Source organism: Paenibacillus sp. FSL R5-0810, from assembly GCF_038002285.1.
In the GTDB taxonomy this organism is placed as follows: Bacteria; Bacillota; Bacilli; order Paenibacillales; family Paenibacillaceae; genus Paenibacillus_AQ; species Paenibacillus_AQ lactis.
In genome coordinates this window covers 4,633,933-4,654,746 of record NZ_JBBOCF010000001.1, presented here as the reverse complement: position 1 = coordinate 4,654,746, position 20,814 = coordinate 4,633,933, and the positions used below count along the sequence as shown (strand labels likewise).

Below are 20,814 nucleotides of genomic sequence, written 5' to 3'. Positions count from 1 at the left end.
ATAACTTATGTCCGAATACAGCAGCAAGCATGTCGGCGCGAAGGGCGGCAAGATCAAGCAGTCCTGGCTGCGTTCGCTGGCCGACTCCGACAAGACACTCGGCTGGTTGTTTACGCTGCCCTTTTTGATTTTGTGGGCTTGGTGGTTTTTATATCCGTTTATCCAATCCTTCGTGAGAAGCTTCCAGGACGCCAATTTTGCGGCACTGGACCAGGCCAAATTCATCGGCCTCGAGAACTATACGGCGATTCTTCACGATAAGGAGTTTTTCCGGGCGCTGCTGCATTCCTTGGAGATCGTGGTCATTTCGATCCCGATCCAAACGCTGCTCGGGCTGCTTTTGGCCATCCTCGTGAACCAGAAGCTGAAGGGCAAGGGGATTTTCCGTACGGTGTTTTTCCTGCCGTATATCACCTCGCAGATCGCCATTACGACCGTTTTCATGATGATGTTTAAGCAAGGGACCTTTCTGACCGATTTCTTCGGCGTTTTGGGCTTCGGGAACGTCACCTGGTTTGCGGATACCCGCTATGCGCTTCTGTTCGTCTGCATCCTGTTCATTTTCCAGCAGGCAGGCTTCACGATGATCGTGTATCTGTCCGGCCTGCAGGAAATACCGAAGGATCTGTACGAGGCCGGCGAGATCGACGGCGCTTCGAAATGGAACAAGTTCCGCTATATCACCGTGCCTTATCTGAAGCCGATCACCTTCTTTATCGTGTCGGTATCCACTATCGCCGGCTTCCAGATTTACGACCAGATCGCGGCGATTTCGCGTTACGGCGCACTCGGCTCGCCGGCGGGAGCGACCAGCACGGTGGTGACGTACTTCTACCAGCACGGGATCCGTTACATGAACATCGGATACGGAAGCGCGGCGGTCGTACTGTTCTTTATCATTATTATGCTGATCACGTACCTGCAAAAAAAATTCCTGGATGAGAAGGAGTGAGAGCAATGAAGACCCGCATAAACAGCAATCGGCCGTTTCTGTATATCGGCACGATCATTCTGGGGCTTTTATTCGCCCTTCCTTTTCTCTATACGATTTATACGTCCGTCATTCCGATGCGGTATGTCAATACGCTGACGTCGCCGGCCAACTGGACGTTCGAAAATTTCAAGGTATTCTTCACAAACGATGCGTACAACGTGCCAAGATGGTTTCTGAATACGGTCATCATGACCGGCGCCGTCGTGCTGGGCAACCTCGTCATTAACCCGATGGCCGGCTTTGCGCTTGCCAAGCTGAATTTCCGCGGGAAAGGCCTGATTTACTGGATCGTGGTGGCTACGATGATGGTGCCTTATCACATGATTCTGATCCCGGTATATGTGAACGTGGCGCAGCTGGGATGGCTGAACACGTTCTGGGGCTTGACGGTGCCGTTCTTGTATCAAGGGTTGTATATCTTCATGCTCCGGCAGTTCTTTATCTCGGTTCCGAATGAATTTCTGGAAGCCGCCCGCATCGACGGCTTGACGAAGATGGGCGCCTTCTGGCGGATCGTCTATCCGCTGGCGCGCTCTTCCCTGATCACGATGTCGATTCTTGCGTTTGCGGGCACCTGGAACAGCTATTTGATTCCGAGCACGCTCGCCAATACGCCGGAGATGTACGTGCTAGTCGTCGGCCTGAACAGCGTGAAGGACATGTTCTTCGAGAATACACCGATGATCATGGCGGGCGTCGTGCTGTCGACGCTGCCGATCATCCTGTTCTTCTTCCTGTTCCAGCGCCAATATATTGAAGGCATCTCGAATGCCGGCGTCAAAGGCTAGATTGCTGATTGTTGATCGCTAAGTAGACATACGTTGAGGAGGGAGCTGCATGGATCAAGCAGAACAGCGAGCGCGGGAGCTGTTAGCCCGGATGACGCTGGCCGAGAAGATCGGCCAGACGGTACAATACGGCCGCTGCGAGGAACGGGAGAGGCAGCTGGTCGCCGAGGGGCGGATCGGGTCTTTGCTGAACGTTCACGGGGCGAAGAAAATAAATGAATTGCAGCGTCTGGCAGTGGAGCAAAGCCGCCTCGGCATCCCGCTGTTGATCGGCGACGATGTCATTCACGGCTTCCGGACCATCTTTCCGATCCCGCTTGGCGAAGCCGCCAGCTGGGATCCCGAAGCGATGGAGAAGAATGCCCGCATCGCGGCGAGGGAGGCGGCGGCCGAAGGCATCCGCTGGACCTTTGCCCCGATGGTGGATATTACGCGCGATCCCCGGTGGGGACGCATCGCGGAGAGCACGGGCGAAGATGTGTATTTGTCTTCTCTGGCTGCCGCGGCGAAGGTCAAGGGATTCCAGAGCCCGAACGAGTCCGGATATCCGGCCGTGGCTGCCTGCGTGAAGCACTTCGCCGGGTACGGCTTTGTCGAGGGCGGAAGAGATTACGATACGACGGATATGTCGGAGCGGACGCTGCGGGAGACGGTGCTTCCGCCGTTTGCGCACGGCATTCGGGCCGGCGCCATGTCGGTGATGAGCGCATTCAGCGAGCTGAACGGCGTGCCTGCATCGGGCAGCCGGTACTTGCTGCGGGATATTCTGAAGGAGGAGTGGGCCTTTGACGGCATCGTGGTCAGCGACTGGGAGTCGATTGAGGAGCTGATTCATCACGGCTACGCGGAGGACCGTAGAGATTCGGCGCTGAAAGGCTTGGCGGCAGGCGTCGATATGGATATGCATTCCGGCGTCTATCTCGATCATCTGGAGTCCATCATTGCGGAGCATCCCGAGATGATGGAGCTGCTGGATGATGCCGTGCTTCGCATTCTGAAAGTGAAATTCCGGCTCGGCTTATTCGAGAATCCTTATGTAAGCGAGGACGATCCGGAGGAAATCGGCATTCCTGCCGCTCATCTGGAGCAGGCCCGGGACAGCGCACGCAAATCGATCGTGCTGCTTCAGAACGATGACGGCATCCTGCCGCTGGATACCGGCCGATTCAAGAAGCTGGCCCTGATCGGGCCGCTGGCCGACGATCGCCACAATACGATGGGCTGCTGGGCGTGGAAGGGCCGCGACGAGGACGTTGTTACCGTATGGGATGCCTTCCAATCCGAGCTGGCTCCGGATACGCAGGTGTTCCATGAACCGGGCAGCGGCATTTTGGAGGAACTTCCCGGAGGGATCGATCGTGCCGTGGACCTGGCAGGGCGCTGTGACGTCGCGGTCGTGGTCGTCGGGGAATCGGAGCCGATGACCGGGGAGCATTACAATGTGGCGTCCATTACGCTCCCGGCGTGCCAAGAGCGGCTGATCCGGGAGCTGAAGAGCCGGACCTTCACGCCCGTCGTGGTCATCCTGATGAACGGTCGCCCGCTCGCGGCGCCATGGCTGCACGAGCTGGCGGATGCGGTCATCGAGGCATGGCACCCGGGGACGGCTGCGGGGTATGCCGTGGTCGATGTGTTGACCGGGGCGCACAACCCGAGCGGCCGCCTGCCGGTAACCGTTCCGCGGGCAACCGGACAAATTCCGATGTATTACAATCGGAAGAATACGGGACGTCCGCACTTGTACGAGGATTACATCGATTGCGACGATTCGCCTTTGTACCCGTTCGGGTACGGCCTCAGCTATACGACGTTTGAATATGCGGATCTGGCGCTGGACAAGCCTGTAATCGGCAAGGATGAGAGCGCGAATTTGTCTGTGAGAATCAGGAACACCGGCAAGCGCGCCGGCGAAGAGACCGTGCAGCTGTACATCCGGGATCTGGTGGCCAGCTCTACCCGTCCCGTCCGGGAGCTGAAGGGCTTCAGCAAGGTGTTTCTTGAGCCAGGAGAGAGCCGTGTCGTCCATTTTGCGCTTGGGCCGGATGAGCTCGGGCTTCTCGACGAACGGATGGCGTTCACGGTTGAGCCCGGGAAGTTTCATATTTGGGTCGGGCCGCATTCGGAGGAAGGGCTGCGTACGGAGCTCACCGTGATTTGAAACGCCGTAAGGGCGATAAAAGGGGGATGAATGATGGATTATCGCGTAATTAAGGAAGGGGATCTGTTCTTTCTGACGGGGCTGAATGGGGATATGGCTCCTGGGGATGATCAGGGTCACGGTTTATATACGAAGGATACGCGCTTCTTAAGCCGCATGGAGGCGTTCATTGACGGGGAGAAGCCTTCCCTGTTGTCCTCCGCCGGGGATAAGAGCTACATCGCTTCCTTCCGCTTGATGAAGGATTCCAAGGATGAGGGAGCGATCGAGCTGCACCGGGAGCGGTTTATTTACGGCGGGATCCTCTACGAGCGCTGCACGCTGACCAACTATTTTATCGATGCCCGGAACGTTGAGTTTTCGGTCGCATTCGATGCCGATTTCCAGGATATGTTCCTGGTTCGGAAATACCGCACCGGGGACGTTGGCCGCATGGAAGAAGCACGCGCCAAAGACCGGGAGCTGACGCTGTCTTATATGGGCGCGGATAGCCAAAGACGCGAGACGCGCATTTCCTGGGATGCCGAGGGCGGCAAGGCGCATGGAAGCGGAACGATTACGTTCCCGATGTTCTTGAAACCGAAGGAACAGCGGGTGGTCACCTTCTTCATTGCGCCGATCACGGAGGAGCACGCGGAGCCGGAGCCGCTGTCTTATGACGAGGGGCTGAGGAAGCTGGAGGCTTCCTATGCGCAGTGGTACGCAAACAGCACGCGGGTGAAATCCGACTCTGCCGTGTTCAGCGGATTGTTCGAGCGAGGTCTGCAGGATTTGCGCATGCTGACCCTGGACGTCGGCTTCGGCGACACGACGGTGGCCGGACTGCCATGGTTCGCGGTTCCATTCGGCCGGGACAGCCTGATCACCGCCCTGTTCATGCTGCCGGTGAATCCGCAGCTGGCCAAGGGAACCCTGAAGACGCTGGCCTCCAATCAAGGGGAGAAGACGGATCCTTGGCGAGACGAGCAGCCGGGAAAAATCATGCACGAGATTCGTTACGGTGAGCTGGTTACGACCGGGCAATCGCCGTTCTCGCCTTATTATGGCACGATCGATTCCACTCCGCTGTTTCTTGCCCTGATCGGAGAATATTACCGCTGGACGGGCGATTTGTCTCTCGCGGAGGAGCTGAAGCCGAACATGCTGCGGGCGCTTGATTATATCAATGCTGCCTTGGAAGCGGGGAACGGCTTCATGGCCTACAAGCAGGAAGCCGAGAAGGGCTTCCCAAACCAAGGCTGGAAGGATTCAGCGAACTCCATCATCCATGAGCATGGGGAATATGCGGAGTCGCCCATCGCATTGTCCGAGGTGCAAGGATATGTATATCAGGCGAAGAAATCGCTCGTCCCCGTGTTCGCTGACATGGGCGAGCACGAGCTGGCCCGCAAGCTAGAAGAGGAGGCCGAGGAGCTCCGCGCAAGATTCGAGGCGGCGTTCTGGATGGAGGACGAGCAGTGCTACGCGATTGCGCTGGATAAGGAGCAGCGTCAGGTGCGAAGCGTAACCTCGAATCCCGGGCATCTGCTCATGAGCGGGCTCCCTGAAGCCGGGCGGGCCGCAGCCCAGTCCAAGCGGCTGCTGAAGGACGACATGTTCAGCGGATACGGCATCCGTACGATGAGCACAGGCTCCACGGGCTACTATCCGATGAGCTATCACAACGGCAGCGTGTGGCCGCACGATAACGGGATGATTCTGCTTGGGCTGGGCAAGCAGGGCTTCAAGGAAGAGGCCGGCAAGGTCATTTCCGGACTGCTCAAGGCCTCGGAGCACTTCGAGTACCAGCGCCTCCCGGAGCTGTTCTGTGGGAATGATGCGGGGCTCGGTTATCCGGTGCCTTATCCGACGACCTGTTCGCCGCAGGCATGGGCGGCCGGCACGTCGATCGCTTTTCTGCAGGCGATGCTCGGATTGTACCCCGATGCGCCTAAGAAGGAAATCGCGTTGTCACCGTTCCTGCCGGAGGGCATGAACGAGCTGAAGGCCGAGCGGATCGCGATCGGTAATGGCCATCTGTCGGTCAGCGTAACGCGTGATGCCGGCGGAGCATCCTTCAACGTGAAGGTGCTTGAAAATACGACCGGCTATACGCTGGTCGGATAGATAATATGAACAGCACGACAACACGAACAGCAAATACACGGACAACAACCTGGTTCTCTCGCTTCAAAGAGAACCAGGTTGTTTTTTATTGAAAATACAGGAACATGTGTTCTATAATATAGAGCGGAGTTTTAAACTACATACCCCAAGCATGCTGAACGACAACCTAAGATGGGAGAGAACGGGAATGAATACCTTTTGTACATATGCGCTGCACCAGATCGAAGTGGCGGTGCTGTCGGTCGTGGCGATTATTGACAAGCTAACAGAGGAGGATCTGCTCGTCAGGCCAACGGCGGACAAGCATTCCGTCGGCGAGCTGCTGAAGCATATCGCGGTCATCTGCAGGGCCGACTTCCTTATATCCGGCGGGGCGACGCAGGAAGAGATGAGCGCTTATTACGCCGGCGTGTCGCTGAATAACCTGAAGGATATCCAGGCTGAATTGTTAACGAGCTATTCGTATCTGGCGCAGGCATTTCATGATATGGACGACGAAGAACTGCATCGGGAGGTAACGTCCTATTGGGGCGCAACCTATACCCGTTATGAGTGGCTGCTTGAGCTTCTGGCCCACCTGTACCATCACCGGGGACAGCTGCATGCGATGCTGGTCCACTGCAACGGCAAAGACCCGAAGGTGCCGCTGTTCGAATAAGATATTGGCATCAAAGAACCGCTCCCCAGATGCGATAGGAGCGGTTTTTTGTTTAGGCTTAGGCCAAGGTGCTGTTATTTGAATATGAAGGCACAGGAGTGGCTGGAAACGGAGGGAGACATTAGCTGCATTTTTCCCAACGGGGGGATCAGTTGTTAGTGCTGAGAGTCTTACTTCTGAGGAGAGTATCAATCTTTATAACATAGAAGTTAATGATAACACGGACAGTAGCGAAGATATTTCAATCCAAAATGATAGCGAATTAATTGAATCATTTGCGGAGATTGGGCCTACATATCCCGGTACTTAATGTTCCAATGCGAATCGGAGATGTCCTCTATTCGACAAAAACGCTTGGCTCTAGTTCACAGATTGTGGGGCATACTGGAATTGTAAATTCAAATTATAAAGTGGTCCACGTAACATTACCTGTGAATGGTGGGACCGTAGATAACATGTCAGGTTATATGAGTAGACATGGCAAAGGAGAAACTATCAAAGTCTATAGACCTATTAATGGTATGGGGGTTGAGGCTGCCAAATGGGCAACATACAACTATAAGTATGTGACAAAATACGAAATTGAACCATACGTAAAGAAGAGCACACTCTCTCCAAACTATTGTTCGAAATTTGTATGGCAGGCATTCTATTACGGGGAAGGAATAGATCTATTGGATCTTGGTAATACCCCCGATCTAAGAGGATTTATTACTCCATCAATGGTAATAAATGCTCCTAATTTGGTATATGTAACTCAATTTACAGCACAATAATTTATACTAGAAACTGCCATTGTGCAGTTTTTCTTTTTAAGATTATCGGATATGATTAAGTGTTATGAGATTTTCAATTTGACAACTTAGATTTTCGTAAGGGAGGATGTTAATAGTGAAAAAAACCTTGGCTATTTTTGTGATAGTAATTGTGTTAATTATAGGAGGCGGTTATGCAGCACTACAATACAAATACAATGCACTAGAAAAGAGCTTAAAGAACCATTTATTTAATGTAGAAGGCTACGCTGAATCTGATATCATCAGTATTAAGGCGAAACTAAGTGGTATGCCTAAATTCCCTGTTTACGTAATATTCGCCGACGATCCAAATACTAAATATATTTTTACTGATAGAGATACAGGAGAATGGACACAATTAGATCCTAAAACACCGCAGCGTTTAAATGTAAAGAATTGAAGTTTGATCTAAACCACTGATCTTGATAAAATCAGTGGTTTTTATATTAGACTACTTATCGAGGTTATAGCCTATTGCTAGATAGCGTTAAAGAGATGCCTATATCATGGCTAATTAATTTTGCGGATTAGAGTTCCTCATCACAATTGGAATGGCTGATAAAATGAAAGGATTGACAACATACCTCCTCAACAGTAGTATTATTGAATAATACTAATAATAGCGTGAAGGAGCGTTACGATGATTGATGAGCTGCGAAGCATCGGGCTGTCGGATTTGGAGGCGCGAATTTACCTTGCCCTGCACGAATCCCCCGAAATGTCGGGATATGAAGTAGCCAAGCGGGTGTCGGTATCCCGTTCGAACGTTTATGCGGCCCTGCGGGCGATGACGGATAAGGGGGTGTGCCGAACGATCGAGGCGGATCCCGTGTTATATGATGCGGTGCCGATCGGTCAGGTGGTGAAGACGCTGAAAACCCAATTCGATCAAAATGCACGTATGCTGCTTGAGGAGCTGAACGCGCCGCCGAAGTCCTCGCCGTCGTTCTACAGCTGGAAGGGGGATCAGGCGCTGCGCAAAGCCATTGACCGTCTGGCGGCAAACGCCGAGAAGAGCATTGTCGTTGATCTATGGTCCGAAGACGTCCACTGGATGAGCGAGGCGCTGTCTGAGGCCGAACGGCGCGGCGTCCGAGTTGTCGCGATTGTCATCGGAGAATCCGGGCTCTCCCTGAAGCATGTCATCGAGCATAAGCGGAGCGAGGCATGGCAGCAGGCGCAGTCCAGAAAATTCTCGATGCTGTGCGATTCGAAGTCGGCATTAATCGGAAGCTTCGGCCGGTCTCTCCGATTAACGGCGCTTGAAACCGATCATCCTTCCATAATTGAACTGCTTCAGAACGGTCTATATCACGATCTGGTGATGGAGCGGATTGAGGAGGATTTCGCCGCCGAGCTTTCGGATCAATACGGCAGCGATTATGAACGGATTATCAGCCCGTTTCGGGAGCTGCTGGAATAGAGTAGCGGGAGACCGCTTCTTTTTGCGAAAATATTAGTAGTATTCAAAAATACTATCCTAAGGAGTGGACATTTTATGATCCATGTAGATCCACATGCCATCGGGGCCATACTGGCTCAAGTCGGGGAAGAATTGTTGGAGGAATATGGAGGGCTTGCTCCTGCAGCGTCGCGGGAGCAGCTGATTGAACGTTTTGCGGACGCCAACGGCTGGGCAGAGCGCCGCATACGCCAGGCGGTGAACGAAATCCATCCCGGGCTGCCATGGTCCGATGCTGAGCTGGATGCAGCCAGGCAGGGAAGTCCGGAATACGGAGACGCCTACTGGGTGCTTGACCCGATCGACGGAGCCGTCCATCTGCATCAGGGATTCGGATTTTGGGCGATCTCCCTTTGCTTGATCCGGGAAGGCGTTGCCGTCTTCTCGGCCGTTTATGATGCCGGCCGCCGCGAATTGTTCCATGCGGTCCGCGGAGAAGAGGCTTACTTGAACGGCGAGAGGATTCGGGTATCGGCGAAAACGGGTCTGGCCGATGCGCTTCTGCTGACGGCTCCCCCTAACAAAGTCGAGGTGGAGCCCGAGAACGTCAAGCTGACCGCCTGGAGCGTCGGCAAGCTGCTGCCGGAATGCACGGCGCTGCGCATGCTCGGCTCCGTCGCGCTTCAGATGGCTTATGTGGCCTGCGGGCGCATGGATGCCTACTGGGAGTTTGGCCGCGAAATTTACGACTGGCTGGCAGGCGCGCTGCTGATCGAAGAAGCGGGCGGCTGCGTATCCGATGTCGACGGATCGCCGTTCACTTGGGGAACATCCGGGGTTGTTGCAGGACCGGACGCGCTTCGGGACAAGATCGTAACCGTATTGGCAGGGTGATTTTCCCCTGCATGAATCCATGACATGGAGAAGCCCGTCCATTGCGGAAAATGGGCGGGCTTCTTGCTGCAGATACCTTTTATTATTAACGTTGAGAATCGGTCCGTTCCCAGAGCAGGATGCTCAGTACTGAATCAACAGGCTGACATTTTGCCAACCCGCTCCTACCGTCCAGAAGACCAGGTAATCGCCGCGCTTCACTTTTCCGGCCCGAACTGCTTCGTACAGGGCGAGGAAAGGGCTCGTTGTCGCGGTGTAACCGTACTTGTCCCCGATATAAGGAACCTTGTCCTGATCAATCCCGAGGCGCTCCGAAACATGCTTGATATTGCCCAAGGTAAATTGGGAGAACATAAAGCCGGCAATATCATCCTTGGTCAGATCGTTGCGTTCCAGCAAGATGCGAATCGAATTCACCGCGGATTCGGCACAGACCGAATCATCGAAAGGCGTAAACTTCACCTGCGCATCCTTAGCCGTAAACTCCTCACGGTACAGATTCGACAAGCCGTGGGCCGGGAACAGGGAATTGTCGATAACGGATGTATCGGTTTGATAGACGGAATCGATCAAACCGCGGGTGCCTTCCGCTTGCTCCAAAATCACGGCTACTGCCGATTCGGCAAAATTCGAATAATACACCGGCTCCTCCGGACTGTGAACCGAAAGATAATCGGAGCCGACCACAAGCGCACGCTCTACCCTAGGATTAGCGGTCATATAGCGGGAAGCCTGCTCTACCGCAACAAGGATGCCGGCACAATTCGCGTTAATGTCGAAGCAAGCCGTTAGGAGATCGCCTCCAAGGGCATGGTGGAGCTTCAGCGCATTGCTGGGCAGCAAATATTCCGGTGTCTGGGAAGTGAAGATGATCAGATCTACGTCTTTTGCGGACAGCCCGCTCTTCTCCAGCACCAGCTTGGATGCCTGCACGGCCATCGTGAATGTATTCTCTTCCGGATTATCGATAATAAAACGCTTATTACGGCCCAGAGCGGTTACAAGTCCGGTAACATCCGTACCTCTTTCCGCAAAATAGTTAATGTAGTATTCGTTGTCTACTTCATTAGCAGGATGGTAGATTTCAATCTCGCGAATTTGTACACCTCTCATGGCCATCTCTCCTTATTGTTCGATAATTTCGTAGTTGTCCAGCTTCACGCCACGAGCAACACGCCCGAGCTGCATCTTCAGGATCGGATTTTTGGAAATGCGCAGCGTAACTTTCTTAAAGCCGTCTTTTTTATACATCTCGAAGCATCCTTCCAAAAGCGGAAGCGTCTCAGGCGCAGAGACGTTCAGCTTCGTGCAGTCGATGTCAATTTCATATTCCGGAACGGAAATGGTTGAGATGGCCTTGCCGTAAGCCTCAATGGATGCCATTCCGTCTTCCGGCGAGAAGGTGCCTTCCACCTCGGCATGAAATACTTTTGCAGCTTGATCGATTTTGATATTAAAGCTTCCCATGTTGCTCTTCCTCCTATGATCGAAACATATTATGTTGAATTGGTGTTGTACCTTAGTGCTTATTTCTTCAGGGCTTTCAAGCGATCCAAGATCGGCGCGGGCTCGCTGCCGTCCGTATTGACCTCAATGATGCACGGCCCTGTCATCTCCCGCAGGAATCCCGGAATATCCTCCATGTCCTCCAGACGGTCGACAGACATCGCTCGGATTCCGGCGATTCGCATCATGTCGGCGATGGAGATTCTCTCCTGCTTGTAATCCGGGATCGTGCGGTTATATAGAAACTTCTGCCCGCGCTCGACGTAAGACAGCATGGCGTTGTTAATAATGAAATAAATGATGGGCAGACCGTACTCTTTAGCGGTAAGCACCTCGGTGCCATTCATGAAGAACGAGCCGTCCCCCGCAATAACGGCAACCGGGCGGGTCGAGTCGGCCAGATATAGTCCCGGTCCTCCCGCCATCGCCGATCCCATCGCTCCATAGTTCAGATTGATTTCAAAATCGCAGCCGGCGGGCACTTCCAAGTACTTCAGGACAAAGTTGGTAAATTCCCCGATATCGCATACATATCGCGTGTCTGCCGGCATCACTTGGCTCAGCTTCTCCAGAAACAGGCGCAGCGACAAGCCTGTATGATTGGGCTCGTAGGCCTCGTTAAGCGGGAACGGCTTCTTAAATGAAGCTGAAGACGGACTCACGTGCTCCGCAAAATAAGGAACGGCATCCCGGAGATCGGCAACAACGGCTGCATCGGTCCGGAAGACTTTCCCAAGCTCTTTGGCATCACGGTCGACATGAATCACCTTGCGTCCGTCCACCAGGACATCATTGAAGTTGCATGTAGAGGACTCTCCCAGGCTTGTACCCAAGATTAAAATGCAGGTGGCCTTCGAAGAGGTGACGTATTCCATCGCCGCATCGGTGCTTGAAAATCCGTAATTCCCTAAGTTAAGCGGAAATTCGGCCGGAATGATGCCTTTGGCCGATGGCGTCGTAATGATGGGCCACTGCAGCCGTTCGCTGAGACGCATGATGGCTTCGGCTGATGAGCGCCCGCCGCGTCCGACCATAATGATTCCCCGCTCAGCCTCATTCAGGAGGGCTGCAGCACGCTCCATCTCATCCGGATTCGGGCGAATACGCTGAAGCGCGGAAGGCTCTGGAGCCGCAGGCAAGAGCGCCGGCGCTTCCATCCGCTGCACATCGATCGGAACCGAAATATGCACAGGCCCGCAAGGGGGAGTCAGCGCGATCCTTACCGCCTTATCCAGCTCGGCCAACACATCGGCTTCGTTCATCACGGTGTTGCTGTATTTGGTGATGGGCCGGACAATATCCTGCGCATCCATCTCTTGGATGGCTCCCTTGCCGATCTGCCACCGGTTTACGTATCCGGTGATGACCAGCAGAGGGGCTTTGGCGCGCATGGCATCGGCAATCCCGTTCATCATATTGCCGACCCCGACCGCACCGGCACCGGCACAAACGGCGAGCTTGCCGGAATTGCTGGCATATCGCGCAGCCATATAGGCGGCGCCGGCTTCATTTTTCGTAATGATCGGCTTGATATCGACATCAATCAACGCGTCATAGATCGGGCCGATGATCCCGGCCGGAATTCCGAATATGCAGTCCACTCCGACATTTCGCAAATACTTCAGCACGGCTTCGGCAATATTCATCTTGAAGAATCCTCCTTATGCTGTAGTTGAAACGCATCCTTGTATTCAAACACAAGTGATTCTGCACGTTTGACCTCTTCTTTCGTAAAATCATGCCGTGCTCCAATCGAGGCGACGACGACGATCCCCTTCACCGTCTCATGCTGCATCACAGGCAGAACCATAATGCTGTCGATCCCAAACAGGAAAAACTCGTCGGCCGCGCGCGGATCGTTCTTGACGTCTTGCAGGACAACCGTTTGCGGATGCTCCATCATTTCGCGCAAAAGGCGGTCATGCCGGATGTAGACGGGGTGCTCTGCATGAACGCTTTTCCACTTCTCCACGCCGAGCTGGTCCGTCTTCGTTTTGGATACCGGATTCAAACGGCCGTCCCGGATTTCATGATAGGCGATATCGGCCACGCCTGTGAGGCGTTCAAGCTCTTCAAACAGTGATGCTAATCGCTCCATGCCCATTTCTCCTCCGTATCAAAAATCTCATTGTCCGATCGGATGTTTAGTTTCTTCGTCCGATTCAAGCAGCTAGGAGGACGTTAACATTTCTCCCTTAGCGGATAGCTTAAAGCAGCCGCTCTTGTCCAAATTGTCGGTGTCGTTATGTTTGCTGAAGTACGGTACGCCCCCTTTGTCGCAATGGCCGCGGCATTTCCGGGTACGGGCAAACTGCGGCTATTTTTGGAATTGCGTGTAACACACCATTTATATCGGATCCTTTTTTTCGTTCTTTCATGGTTTTTCGGAAATATTATAATTTTTTTCACTTTTTCATAGCGTGTTATCCAAGTTGAGGTGAAGGGTTTGTTTCATTTGTTATGTTCGCAATGACAATTGTTACATCAAGCTAAAATTCTTTTTAATTCGACAAAAAAACACAAAATTCGCTATAGACTCCTGCTAATTAATTCCTCTATGATAGATACTAAACATGATAGACACAGCTTGAGAGCAGTTTTGGCTATTCTGAAAGCGCTCTCCTGGGTGAGGCGGCGAATAACTGAAGGATTGGAAGAGGCTAAAGCCGGTATGATAACTCCAATCCATTGTTTGTGCAGCCATAACCGAAAGCGCATTCATAGAAATGGCCGTTTGAACAGGAGGTTGTTTAGACTAACGCTTGTTTAATACTCCCTTGATCAACCGTCGCTAACACGAAGTCGTGCGTGTTTCATTGGGCGGTTTGATCCGCAGTGAATGAATTTGCTTAATTGCATATCGCTAGGGGTGGAGACGATGAGATAACCCTGGGAGGCAGCTGCTTTAGCTTTTTTAGGAGGTGGTGGCTCTTTTGGTTGCTCGTTAACGTCTCTATTTTTGTGCGCATTTTTTAGGAGATATCCAGGCTTTGAATCACAGACAGCAGATATGCAGTGATAGAAACATTCGAAAGGGGCCAGAACATTGATGAAAAAGAAAACATGGTTGCTTACGCTGTTGACCATTGTGATGATCATGACGACCGCGTGCGCAGGAGGCAGCGGAGGAAGCGGGAATGCAGGGGGCGAGGTTAACCTCGATGACGTGGAAGCGGCTTCGATGGATTTGAAGAACGATACGACGCCGATCAAAATCCAGTATTGGCACTCGCATGCCGAGGCACAACTGGAAGGCTTGAACTACATGATTGGAGAGTTTCAGAAGAAGTATCCGCACATTACAGTCGAACCGGTATTCCAAGGCGGGTATCCGGATCTGCATAAGAAGCTGTCGGCTGCCGTGGCCGCTGGCGACGTTCCGGCTGTGACGAACGTGGAAGTATCCTCCCTGCCGAACTTTGCGGACAGCGGCGTATTCGCCGACCTGGGACCATGGATCAAACGGGACGAAGTGAACATGGATGACTTCGCGCAAGGCATGTTGAACGCGTATGCATTTAACGGCAAGCAGTACGGCTTCCCGCTGATCGTCAGCACCAGCGTCTTCGTGTACAACAAAACGATGCTGGACGAGCTCGGCGTAGAGCCGCCGCAGAAGTGGGACGAGATTGAAGCCTTCAACGCCAAAGTCGTGAAGAAGGAAGGCGACAAGACGACACGGTATGCCTTCTCCGTTCCTGGTTGGGATACCTGGTACTACGATCCGTGGAACATTAACGGCGGCGGGCAAATCTTGACAGAGGATATGAGCGCATCGGCGGTGGAGAACGAGGATTCCCTGCGCTACCTCCAAAACTTCTACAAGTGGCAAAACGAAGGCAGCATGCATATGGGCTTCGGCAAGGGCGCTTCCGACAATATGCGTCAAATGTTCCTGAACGGCGAGATCGCAATGGTACAGCACACATCGGCCATGCTGAAAATGTACCGTGAGAATGCGGATTTTGAAGTGGGCGTATCCTTCCTCCCTGGCGACAAGAAGCGTACCTCTAATATTGGCGGTGCAGGCATCGTGATGATGAACGGCGCCAAGGATCTGGAGAAGGAAGCTGCATGGAAGTTTATCGAGTTCATGACCGCAGCCGAGCATAACATCAAGTGGGCGGAATCGGTAGGCTACCTGCCAACTCGGAAATCGGCCATCGAATCGGAAGAAGGCGACCAATATTTCGAAAGATGGCCTCAATACAGAGCGGTTTACGAGCACTTTGACGAAGTGACTCCGCGCCTGCAGCATCCGGCTTATCCGGAATTCAGCGAGGTGTATAAGGAAGTGATCGGCGAGATGGTGCTTAACAAGAAAGATCCGGTGCCGTTAATGCAGGAAGCGGCCAAGAAGATTAACGATATTCTGATGGATTACGAGTGATGTCTATGGGAACCAATCCAAAATTAAACAAGGCGGCGCCCAACCGGGCGTCCGCTTCCGTATCCAGACGGGTGTCGAATTCGGTCATCGAGAAATGGAAGGACTTTGCCTTTTCGGTGCCGGCCCTGGTATTCATGGGGGCTTTCCTGTACTTTCCGCTCCTGTACTCCATTTATATCAGCTTCACGAACTGGAACATGACGCGCCCGGTGATGAAATTTGTCGGAGCGAACAACTATACCCGGCTGCTGACGAACGAAGAGTTCTATCAATCGATGAAGGTGACGTTCCTGTACACGCTCATGGATGTCGTCTTTACGCTGGCGATCGGCTTGCTGCTGGCGCTGCTGCTCAACGTGTCATCCTCCCGCCTGTTCGGATTCATGCGGGGCGTGATCTTCATGCCGTATTACATTTCCATGGTCATCGCGGCCATGGTGTTCACTTGGATTTATAACGGGCAGTACGGGCTTCTGAACCAGGTGGTGTCCTGGTTCGGAATGGATCCCGTGGAATGGCTCATCAATCCGTCCACCGCGCTGCCGGCGCTTGTCGCCGTCTCGGTCTGGAAGGGCGTTGGCTTTGCCATGATCCTGTTCATTGCGGGTATGCGCGGAATTCCGGCGGAATATTATGAAGCGGCCTCCATTGATGGAGCCAGTCGGCTTCGGCAGTTCCGCAACATTACGCTTCCGCTCTTGTCGCCCATGACGCTGTTCCTTGTTATTACCAGCTTCATTTCGTCGATGCAGGTCTTCCAATCCATCGATGTCATGACAGATGGCGGACCGCTTAAGGCCACCAACGCGATCGTATACTGGATTTATACGATGGCCTTCGTCGAATTCAAAACGGGAAGGGCTTCTGCGCTTGTCATGATTCTGTTCGTGATTATATTGCTGTTAACGATGTTTCAGATGTGGGTCAGCAGGAAGAAGGTGCACTATGAGGGATAATTATATGGCCGGTTCGGCCGCAAACCGCAAACTGCTCATGGCGCTTCGCATTATAGCGGCGGTCCTGGTCACTCTGGTCATGTTCTTTCCGGTATATTGGCTCTTGATCAGCTCCCTTAAGACGCAGGCAGAGATGCGGATGGCCGTACCGACGTTCTGGCCGCAAAGCTTCGCATGGGAAAACTTCGCCGAAGCTTTCCGCGTCATTCCATACGCGCGGTATTTCGGCAATACGCTGATTATGGCCGTAGGGACGATCATCCTGCAGCTGAACGTAGCGTTAATGGCGGCTTATGCGTTCGCGAAAGGGCAATTCCGGGGACGGGATGCGCTGTTCTTGCTCGTGCTGGCTGCCCTGATCGTCCCCGAGCAGGTTACCTTCGTGCCGGTATACGTCATGATGTCGAAGCTGGGCTGGCTGGACACATTCTTGGCCCTGATCGTGCCTCATGGCGCTTCGGCTTATGCGATCTTCCTGCTTCGGCAATCGTTCAAATCGATCAACAATGATGTACTGGAGGCGGCACGTGTCGACGGTGCCGGCCGGTTCTCCATCTTGTACAAATTGCTGCTCCCGATGGCGCTGCCGACCGTCGTAACGATGGGCGTTCTGATCTTCATCTCGACCTGGAACTCGTATTTCTGGCCGCTGATCATGACCAATGATAACGATATGCGGGTGCTTACGGTCGGCATCGCGATGCTTCGCGATTCCATTGCAGGCAATGAAGCGATGTTCTTCCATATCATCATGGCATCGAGCGTCATGGCGATTATTCCGATCGTGCTCGTCTTTACGGTCATGCAGAAGCATATCGTAGCGGCTATGGCAAATTCGACTTTTAAGTAAGAGGCATGCCTTGGCCTCCGGGGCGCTCGCTCCCCGGGGCCTTTCCATGTTGCGGCGGCAGGCCGCATCATGGAATAATAACCATAAAGCTTACGAGGGGGAATTGAACGATGACAGTACGTGGACTGGCCCATCGGGGATATCCGCTGAAATATCCGGAGAATACGATGCTGGGCTTTCGGAAGGCGCTGGAGCTTGGGTACACGCATTTGGAGCTGGACGTTCAGCTGACGAAGGACGGGGTGCCTGTCGTCATCCATGATCCGACGGTCAACCGGACGACGAACGGCACCGGAGAGGTGAAGTCCTTCACGTTCGAGGAGATCCGGCGACTCGATGCCGGACAGGGGGAAGCCATCCCCACGCTGGAGGAAGCGCTGCTGCTGGCGAAAGACCGCATGACGGTGGATATCGAGCTGAAGCAGACAGGCCTTGCTTATCCGGGGCTGGAGCAGAAGGTGATCGAGACGGTACGGCATGCGGGCATGGAGAAGCAGGTGTTCCTGACCTCCTTCGATCATTATTCGATCGAGCGGGCCCGGACCCTGGATTCGGACATCGAGCTTGGCCTGGTTATTTACGGGGCAACGCCATCGGTATTTCCGTATCTGGATCAATTAAGGGCAAAGTATGTGTCCGTAAAATACGTGTTTATCACGCCTGAATTTTTGGAGGAAGCGCGAAAGAGGGATATTCAACTGATTGTGTGGACGCCTGACGATGAGTCGGTGCTCGAGTCCCTCGCACAGTATCCGGACCTGTTGATCTGCACGAACAATCTGGAGGGCTGGGCGAAGGTGTACAAGGAGAAGGTGCTGCTGAACTCGTAAAGCATTTGCAGTGTTTGCAGAGAACCTGAAGAGCTTCCAGCATGTAAGCAAGTTGTTCTCTACTCCTCGTTTGGCCGACAGCGGGTTTGGAGTTGAATCAAATGGAATACGAATGGTTAAGGGTATGTCCGGGCCGGTGGAGGCCGGACATACCCTTTCTTTGTAAAGAATATGTAAAATTTTAAATTTCAGTTTGACTTGCGGACAATTGTCCGTTAGAATAATACCACGCTAACGGACAATTGTCCGTATATAGAGATAAGGAGGATACATTTTTGGATATGGGAGTGGGGCCGAGTTCGGCCAAAATTGATTTAAGCAAGATAAAGAGGGGACCGATCGTCGCCGCGCTGATTATCGGCGCGTTCGTCTCGATCTTGAATGAGACGCTGCTGAATATCGCGTTTCCAAGCTTGATGGAGCAGTTCGGCATCGGTGAGGCGACGGTGCAATGGCTGTCCACGTCTTACATGCTCGTTGTCGGCATTCTCGTGCCTATCACGGCGCTGCTTCAACTGTGGTTTTCGACAAGGCAGATGTTTATCGGCGCGATGTCGCTATTTCTTGTCGGGACCATTATATGCGGGTTCGCTCCAGTATTCGGGGTGCTGCTGACCGGCCGCATTTTGCAGGCAGTCGGAACGGGTCTCATGATTCCGGTGCTGATGAATACGATCCTCAGCATCTATCCGCCCCAAAACCGCGGAGCCGCCATGGGGATGATCGGGCTTGTCATTATGACCGCCCCGGCGATTGGACCGACGCTGTCCGGTTTGATTGTTGACGCGCTCAATTGGCGCTGGTTGTTCTACCTCGTTATGCCGCTGGCTGCGTTCTCCATTATTTTTGCAGCTATGTTTTTGAAAAATGTAACAGAGCTTACGAAACCGAAGGTCGATTTCATCTCCATCATTCTGTCGACGATCGGCTTCGGGGGCATCGTGTACGGCTTTAGCAGTGCCGGAGAAGGCTCTTGGTCGGATCCGGTGGTTATTTGGTGCATCGCGGCCGGGGCTATCAGCCTGCTGCTCTTCGTATGGCGTCAGCTGAGCATGAAGGAGCCGATGCTGGACCTGCGTACCTTCAAATATCCGATGTTCTCGCTGGTGACGATTCTGATGCTTGTGCTGATGATGAGCATGTTCTCCACGATGATCATGCTGCCGCTGTTCTTGCAGAATGCACTGGGAATGACGGCGCTGGCAGCCGGCCTTGTCATGATGCCGGGCGGTATTATCAACGGACTGATGGCGCCGATCACGGGCAAGCTGTTCGACAAGTTTGGGCCGAGAGTGCTGGTCATTCCGGGACTCGTCCTGTTAGTTATTGCCATCTTCCTGTTTTCGCGCGTTAACGCTTCATGGACGGGTGGTTATGTCATCTTCCTTCATGTTATGATGATGATAGGTATATCCATGGTCATGATGCCTGCCCAAACAACGGCTCTGAATCAGCTGCCGAGACTGCTGTACCCGCACGGAACCGCGATTATGAATACTCTTCAGCAGGTAGCGGGGGCCGTCGGTATGGCGCTGTTTATAAGCATCATGACAGCAGGAGCTAAAAATTATGTCGTGACAACCGGGGATCTGAATCCGGTCGAGAGTATGATAGCCGGCCTTCATAGTGCTTTCATCACCGGGCTTGTTCTGGCAATTGCCGCATTGGTGCTGGGTCTGTTCGTGAAACGCGCATCTACGCCGTCTGAACAGGAACGGTCCGCCGCATAAAGATTCCTGTGTCGATGGGAAAGGATGCATGCATTCTGAGCAAAAAAGAGAATGACGAATTGAGTCAAAAAATCTTGGATACGGCTCAAGCGTTGTTTAATAAATACGGGGTCGAGGACGTATCCATGCATCAGGTGGCCAAAACGGCCGGGATCGGTCAAGGCACGCTCTATCGCCGTTATCCAAGCAAGAGCAAGATATGCTTTTCCTTGATGGAAGCGAAAATCGATCGGTTCCTGCAGGAGTTGGATGAGTATCTTCGCAACAGTGATGAACCGGTCGCCGTCCGGATTCGGACGATTATCACCCGCGTGATCCTGCATTTTAATGAGGATTTGGAGTGGCTTCGGGTGATGCTGACCTCCGACAGGCTGGAGGAAACCAAGAATCATCTGTGCGAAAATCCGCCCTTCACCTATCTGCGGCTGCAGATCAAGACTCTGCTTGAGGATGCGGCGGAACAAGGCGTTCTGATGCCCGTGGATCCGCAGTTTACTTCCGTCATGATGGCCTCGCTGCCGCGTGCGGATATTATCTTGTTCCTGCGCGACATGGGATACAGCGCGGAGCAGATTGCCGAGCAATATTGCCGAAGCTTTGTGGATCCGCTGTTTGTAGACCGTTCAACCATATAGCATTCGCGGTAACCATGCCGCTTCGCCTCAAGACCTGCCGGTCTTGGCGAAGCGGCTTTTCTTTTCCTGTTGTTACAGCAGGCCTGAAGCGGCAAGCCGGTATAAGAGAAGGGTCCCGCG

At 53.2% G+C, this 20,814-nt stretch carries 19 protein-coding genes; 15 read left to right on the top strand and 4 right to left on the bottom strand.

Annotated features, from left to right (window positions below; genetic code table 11):
• Positions 1 to 7 precede the first annotated feature (7 nt).
• The 9 genes from MKX76_RS20730 (at position 8) to MKX76_RS20690 (ending at position 9,797) form a co-directional block, all read left to right on the top strand.
• Positions 8 to 952, top strand: a complete 945-nt coding sequence (locus MKX76_RS20730; RefSeq protein WP_007130631.1) for a carbohydrate ABC transporter permease — start codon at positions 8 to 10, stop codon at positions 950 to 952.
• A 5-nt stretch (positions 953 to 957) separates the two neighbouring features.
• Positions 958 to 1,782 (top strand): carbohydrate ABC transporter permease, encoded by an 825-nt coding sequence (locus MKX76_RS20725; RefSeq protein ID WP_007130630.1) that lies wholly within the window; start codon positions 958 to 960, stop codon positions 1,780 to 1,782.
• Between the two features lie 49 nt (positions 1,783 to 1,831).
• On the top strand, positions 1,832 to 3,940 hold the full coding sequence (bglX, locus tag MKX76_RS20720) for a beta-glucosidase BglX (protein ID WP_007130629.1): 2,109 nt from the start codon (positions 1,832 to 1,834) through the stop codon (positions 3,938 to 3,940).
• 33 nt (positions 3,941 to 3,973) lie between these two features.
• Positions 3,974 to 6,046, top strand: a complete 2,073-nt coding sequence (locus MKX76_RS20715) for an amylo-alpha-1,6-glucosidase (RefSeq protein WP_341034537.1) — start codon at positions 3,974 to 3,976, stop codon at positions 6,044 to 6,046.
• Between the two features lie 187 nt (positions 6,047 to 6,233).
• A complete protein-coding gene (locus MKX76_RS20710; protein WP_341034536.1) occupies positions 6,234 to 6,704 on the top strand; it encodes a DinB family protein in 471 nt (156 codons plus the stop codon).
• Positions 6,705 to 6,970: 266 nt separating this feature from the next.
• Entirely contained in the window at positions 6,971 to 7,480 is a 510-nt protein-coding gene (locus tag MKX76_RS20705; protein WP_341034535.1) for a hypothetical protein, read from the top strand.
• A gap of 115 nt (positions 7,481 to 7,595) precedes the next feature.
• Complete coding sequence (locus MKX76_RS20700; protein WP_007130626.1) at positions 7,596 to 7,901, top strand: DUF3139 domain-containing protein; 306 nt, start codon at positions 7,596 to 7,598, stop codon at positions 7,899 to 7,901.
• Positions 7,902 to 8,141: 240 nt separating this feature from the next.
• Positions 8,142 to 8,924, top strand: a complete 783-nt coding sequence (locus tag MKX76_RS20695) for a TrmB family transcriptional regulator (RefSeq protein ID WP_213613223.1) — start codon at positions 8,142 to 8,144, stop codon at positions 8,922 to 8,924.
• Positions 8,925 to 8,999: 75 nt separating this feature from the next.
• The gene (locus MKX76_RS20690; RefSeq protein ID WP_341034534.1) at positions 9,000 to 9,797 is read left to right on the top strand and encodes an inositol monophosphatase family protein; all 798 of its coding nucleotides are present in this window, start codon (positions 9,000 to 9,002) and stop codon (positions 9,795 to 9,797) included.
• 123 nt (positions 9,798 to 9,920) lie between these two features.
• Here MKX76_RS20690 and MKX76_RS20685 read toward each other — a convergent pair whose 3' ends face one another.
• The 4 genes from MKX76_RS20685 to MKX76_RS20670 are packed head-to-tail and all read right to left on the bottom strand — an operon-like array spanning position 9,921 to position 13,401.
• Positions 9,921 to 10,910 (bottom strand): ketoacyl-ACP synthase III, encoded by a 990-nt coding sequence (locus MKX76_RS20685; RefSeq protein WP_007130623.1) that lies wholly within the window; start codon positions 10,908 to 10,910, stop codon positions 9,921 to 9,923.
• 12 nt (positions 10,911 to 10,922) lie between these two features.
• Positions 10,923 to 11,264: a hypothetical protein gene (locus tag MKX76_RS20680; RefSeq protein WP_007130622.1), complete on the bottom strand. Its 342-nt coding sequence runs from the start codon at positions 11,262 to 11,264 to the stop codon at positions 10,923 to 10,925.
• 59 nt (positions 11,265 to 11,323) lie between these two features.
• Positions 11,324 to 12,949: a thiamine pyrophosphate-binding protein gene (locus MKX76_RS20675; RefSeq protein WP_341034533.1), complete on the bottom strand. Its 1,626-nt coding sequence runs from the start codon at positions 12,947 to 12,949 to the stop codon at positions 11,324 to 11,326.
• A complete protein-coding gene (locus tag MKX76_RS20670; RefSeq protein WP_007130620.1) occupies positions 12,946 to 13,401 on the bottom strand; it encodes a GAF domain-containing protein in 456 nt (151 codons plus the stop codon). Before MKX76_RS20670 ends, MKX76_RS20675 begins: the two co-directional genes overlap by 4 nt.
• A 951-nt stretch (positions 13,402 to 14,352) precedes the next feature.
• Between MKX76_RS20670 and MKX76_RS20665 the strand changes: the two genes are divergently transcribed.
• The 6 genes from MKX76_RS20665 to MKX76_RS20640 all read left to right on the top strand — a co-directional run bounded on the left by MKX76_RS20665 (position 14,353) and on the right by MKX76_RS20640 (position 20,694).
• Positions 14,353 to 15,693: an ABC transporter substrate-binding protein gene (locus MKX76_RS20665; protein ID WP_007130619.1), complete on the top strand. Its 1,341-nt coding sequence runs from the start codon at positions 14,353 to 14,355 to the stop codon at positions 15,691 to 15,693.
• 5 nt (positions 15,694 to 15,698) lie between these two features.
• Positions 15,699 to 16,649 carry a carbohydrate ABC transporter permease gene (locus MKX76_RS20660; RefSeq protein WP_007130618.1) on the top strand — a complete coding sequence of 317 codons (951 nt, stop codon included), beginning with the start codon at positions 15,699 to 15,701 and terminating at the stop codon, positions 16,647 to 16,649.
• Positions 16,639 to 17,499, top strand: coding sequence for a carbohydrate ABC transporter permease (locus MKX76_RS20655; protein WP_007130617.1), 861 nt, complete (start codon positions 16,639 to 16,641; stop codon positions 17,497 to 17,499). The genes MKX76_RS20660 and MKX76_RS20655 overlap by 11 nt, the downstream gene beginning before the upstream one ends.
• Before the next feature lie 110 nt (positions 17,500 to 17,609).
• Positions 17,610 to 18,329, top strand: coding sequence for a glycerophosphodiester phosphodiesterase (locus MKX76_RS20650; RefSeq protein WP_007130616.1), 720 nt, complete (start codon positions 17,610 to 17,612; stop codon positions 18,327 to 18,329).
• Positions 18,330 to 18,610: 281 nt separating this feature from the next.
• Entirely contained in the window at positions 18,611 to 20,059 is a 1,449-nt protein-coding gene (locus MKX76_RS20645; protein WP_373872011.1) for an MDR family MFS transporter, read from the top strand.
• Positions 20,060 to 20,118: 59 nt separating this feature from the next.
• Positions 20,119 to 20,694: a TetR/AcrR family transcriptional regulator gene (locus tag MKX76_RS20640; protein WP_232239381.1), complete on the top strand. Its 576-nt coding sequence runs from the start codon at positions 20,119 to 20,121 to the stop codon at positions 20,692 to 20,694.
• Positions 20,695 to 20,814: the final 120 nt, after the last annotated feature.

Bases quoted from the DNA above. Each gene is read 5' to 3' on its own strand.
- MKX76_RS20730 (WP_007130631.1), top strand. From the start codon at position 8: ATGTCCGAATACAGCAGCAAGCATGTCGGCGCGAAGGGCGGCAAGATC.
- MKX76_RS20725 (WP_007130630.1), top strand. From the start codon at position 958: ATGAAGACCCGCATAAACAGCAATCGGCCGTTTCTGTATATCGGCACG.
- bglX (WP_007130629.1), top strand. From the start codon at position 1,832: ATGGATCAAGCAGAACAGCGAGCGCGGGAGCTGTTAGCCCGGATGACG.
- MKX76_RS20715 (WP_341034537.1), top strand. From the start codon at position 3,974: ATGGATTATCGCGTAATTAAGGAAGGGGATCTGTTCTTTCTGACGGGG.
- MKX76_RS20710 (WP_341034536.1), top strand. From the start codon at position 6,234: ATGAATACCTTTTGTACATATGCGCTGCACCAGATCGAAGTGGCGGTG.
- MKX76_RS20695 (WP_213613223.1), top strand. From the start codon at position 8,142: ATGATTGATGAGCTGCGAAGCATCGGGCTGTCGGATTTGGAGGCGCGA.
- MKX76_RS20690 (WP_341034534.1), top strand. From the start codon at position 9,000: ATGATCCATGTAGATCCACATGCCATCGGGGCCATACTGGCTCAAGTC.
- MKX76_RS20685 (WP_007130623.1), bottom strand. From the start codon at position 10,910: ATGAGAGGTGTACAAATTCGCGAGATTGAAATCTACCATCCTGCTAAT.
- MKX76_RS20680 (WP_007130622.1), bottom strand. From the start codon at position 11,264: ATGGGAAGCTTTAATATCAAAATCGATCAAGCTGCAAAAGTATTTCAT.
- MKX76_RS20675 (WP_341034533.1), bottom strand. From the start codon at position 12,949: ATGAATATTGCCGAAGCCGTGCTGAAGTATTTGCGAAATGTCGGAGTG.
- MKX76_RS20670 (WP_007130620.1), bottom strand. From the start codon at position 13,401: ATGGAGCGATTAGCATCACTGTTTGAAGAGCTTGAACGCCTCACAGGC.
- MKX76_RS20665 (WP_007130619.1), top strand. From the start codon at position 14,353: ATGAAAAAGAAAACATGGTTGCTTACGCTGTTGACCATTGTGATGATC.
- MKX76_RS20660 (WP_007130618.1), top strand. From the start codon at position 15,699: ATGGGAACCAATCCAAAATTAAACAAGGCGGCGCCCAACCGGGCGTCC.
- MKX76_RS20655 (WP_007130617.1), top strand. From the start codon at position 16,639: ATGAGGGATAATTATATGGCCGGTTCGGCCGCAAACCGCAAACTGCTC.
- MKX76_RS20650 (WP_007130616.1), top strand. From the start codon at position 17,610: ATGACAGTACGTGGACTGGCCCATCGGGGATATCCGCTGAAATATCCG.
- MKX76_RS20645 (WP_373872011.1), top strand. From the start codon at position 18,611: ATGGGAGTGGGGCCGAGTTCGGCCAAAATTGATTTAAGCAAGATAAAG.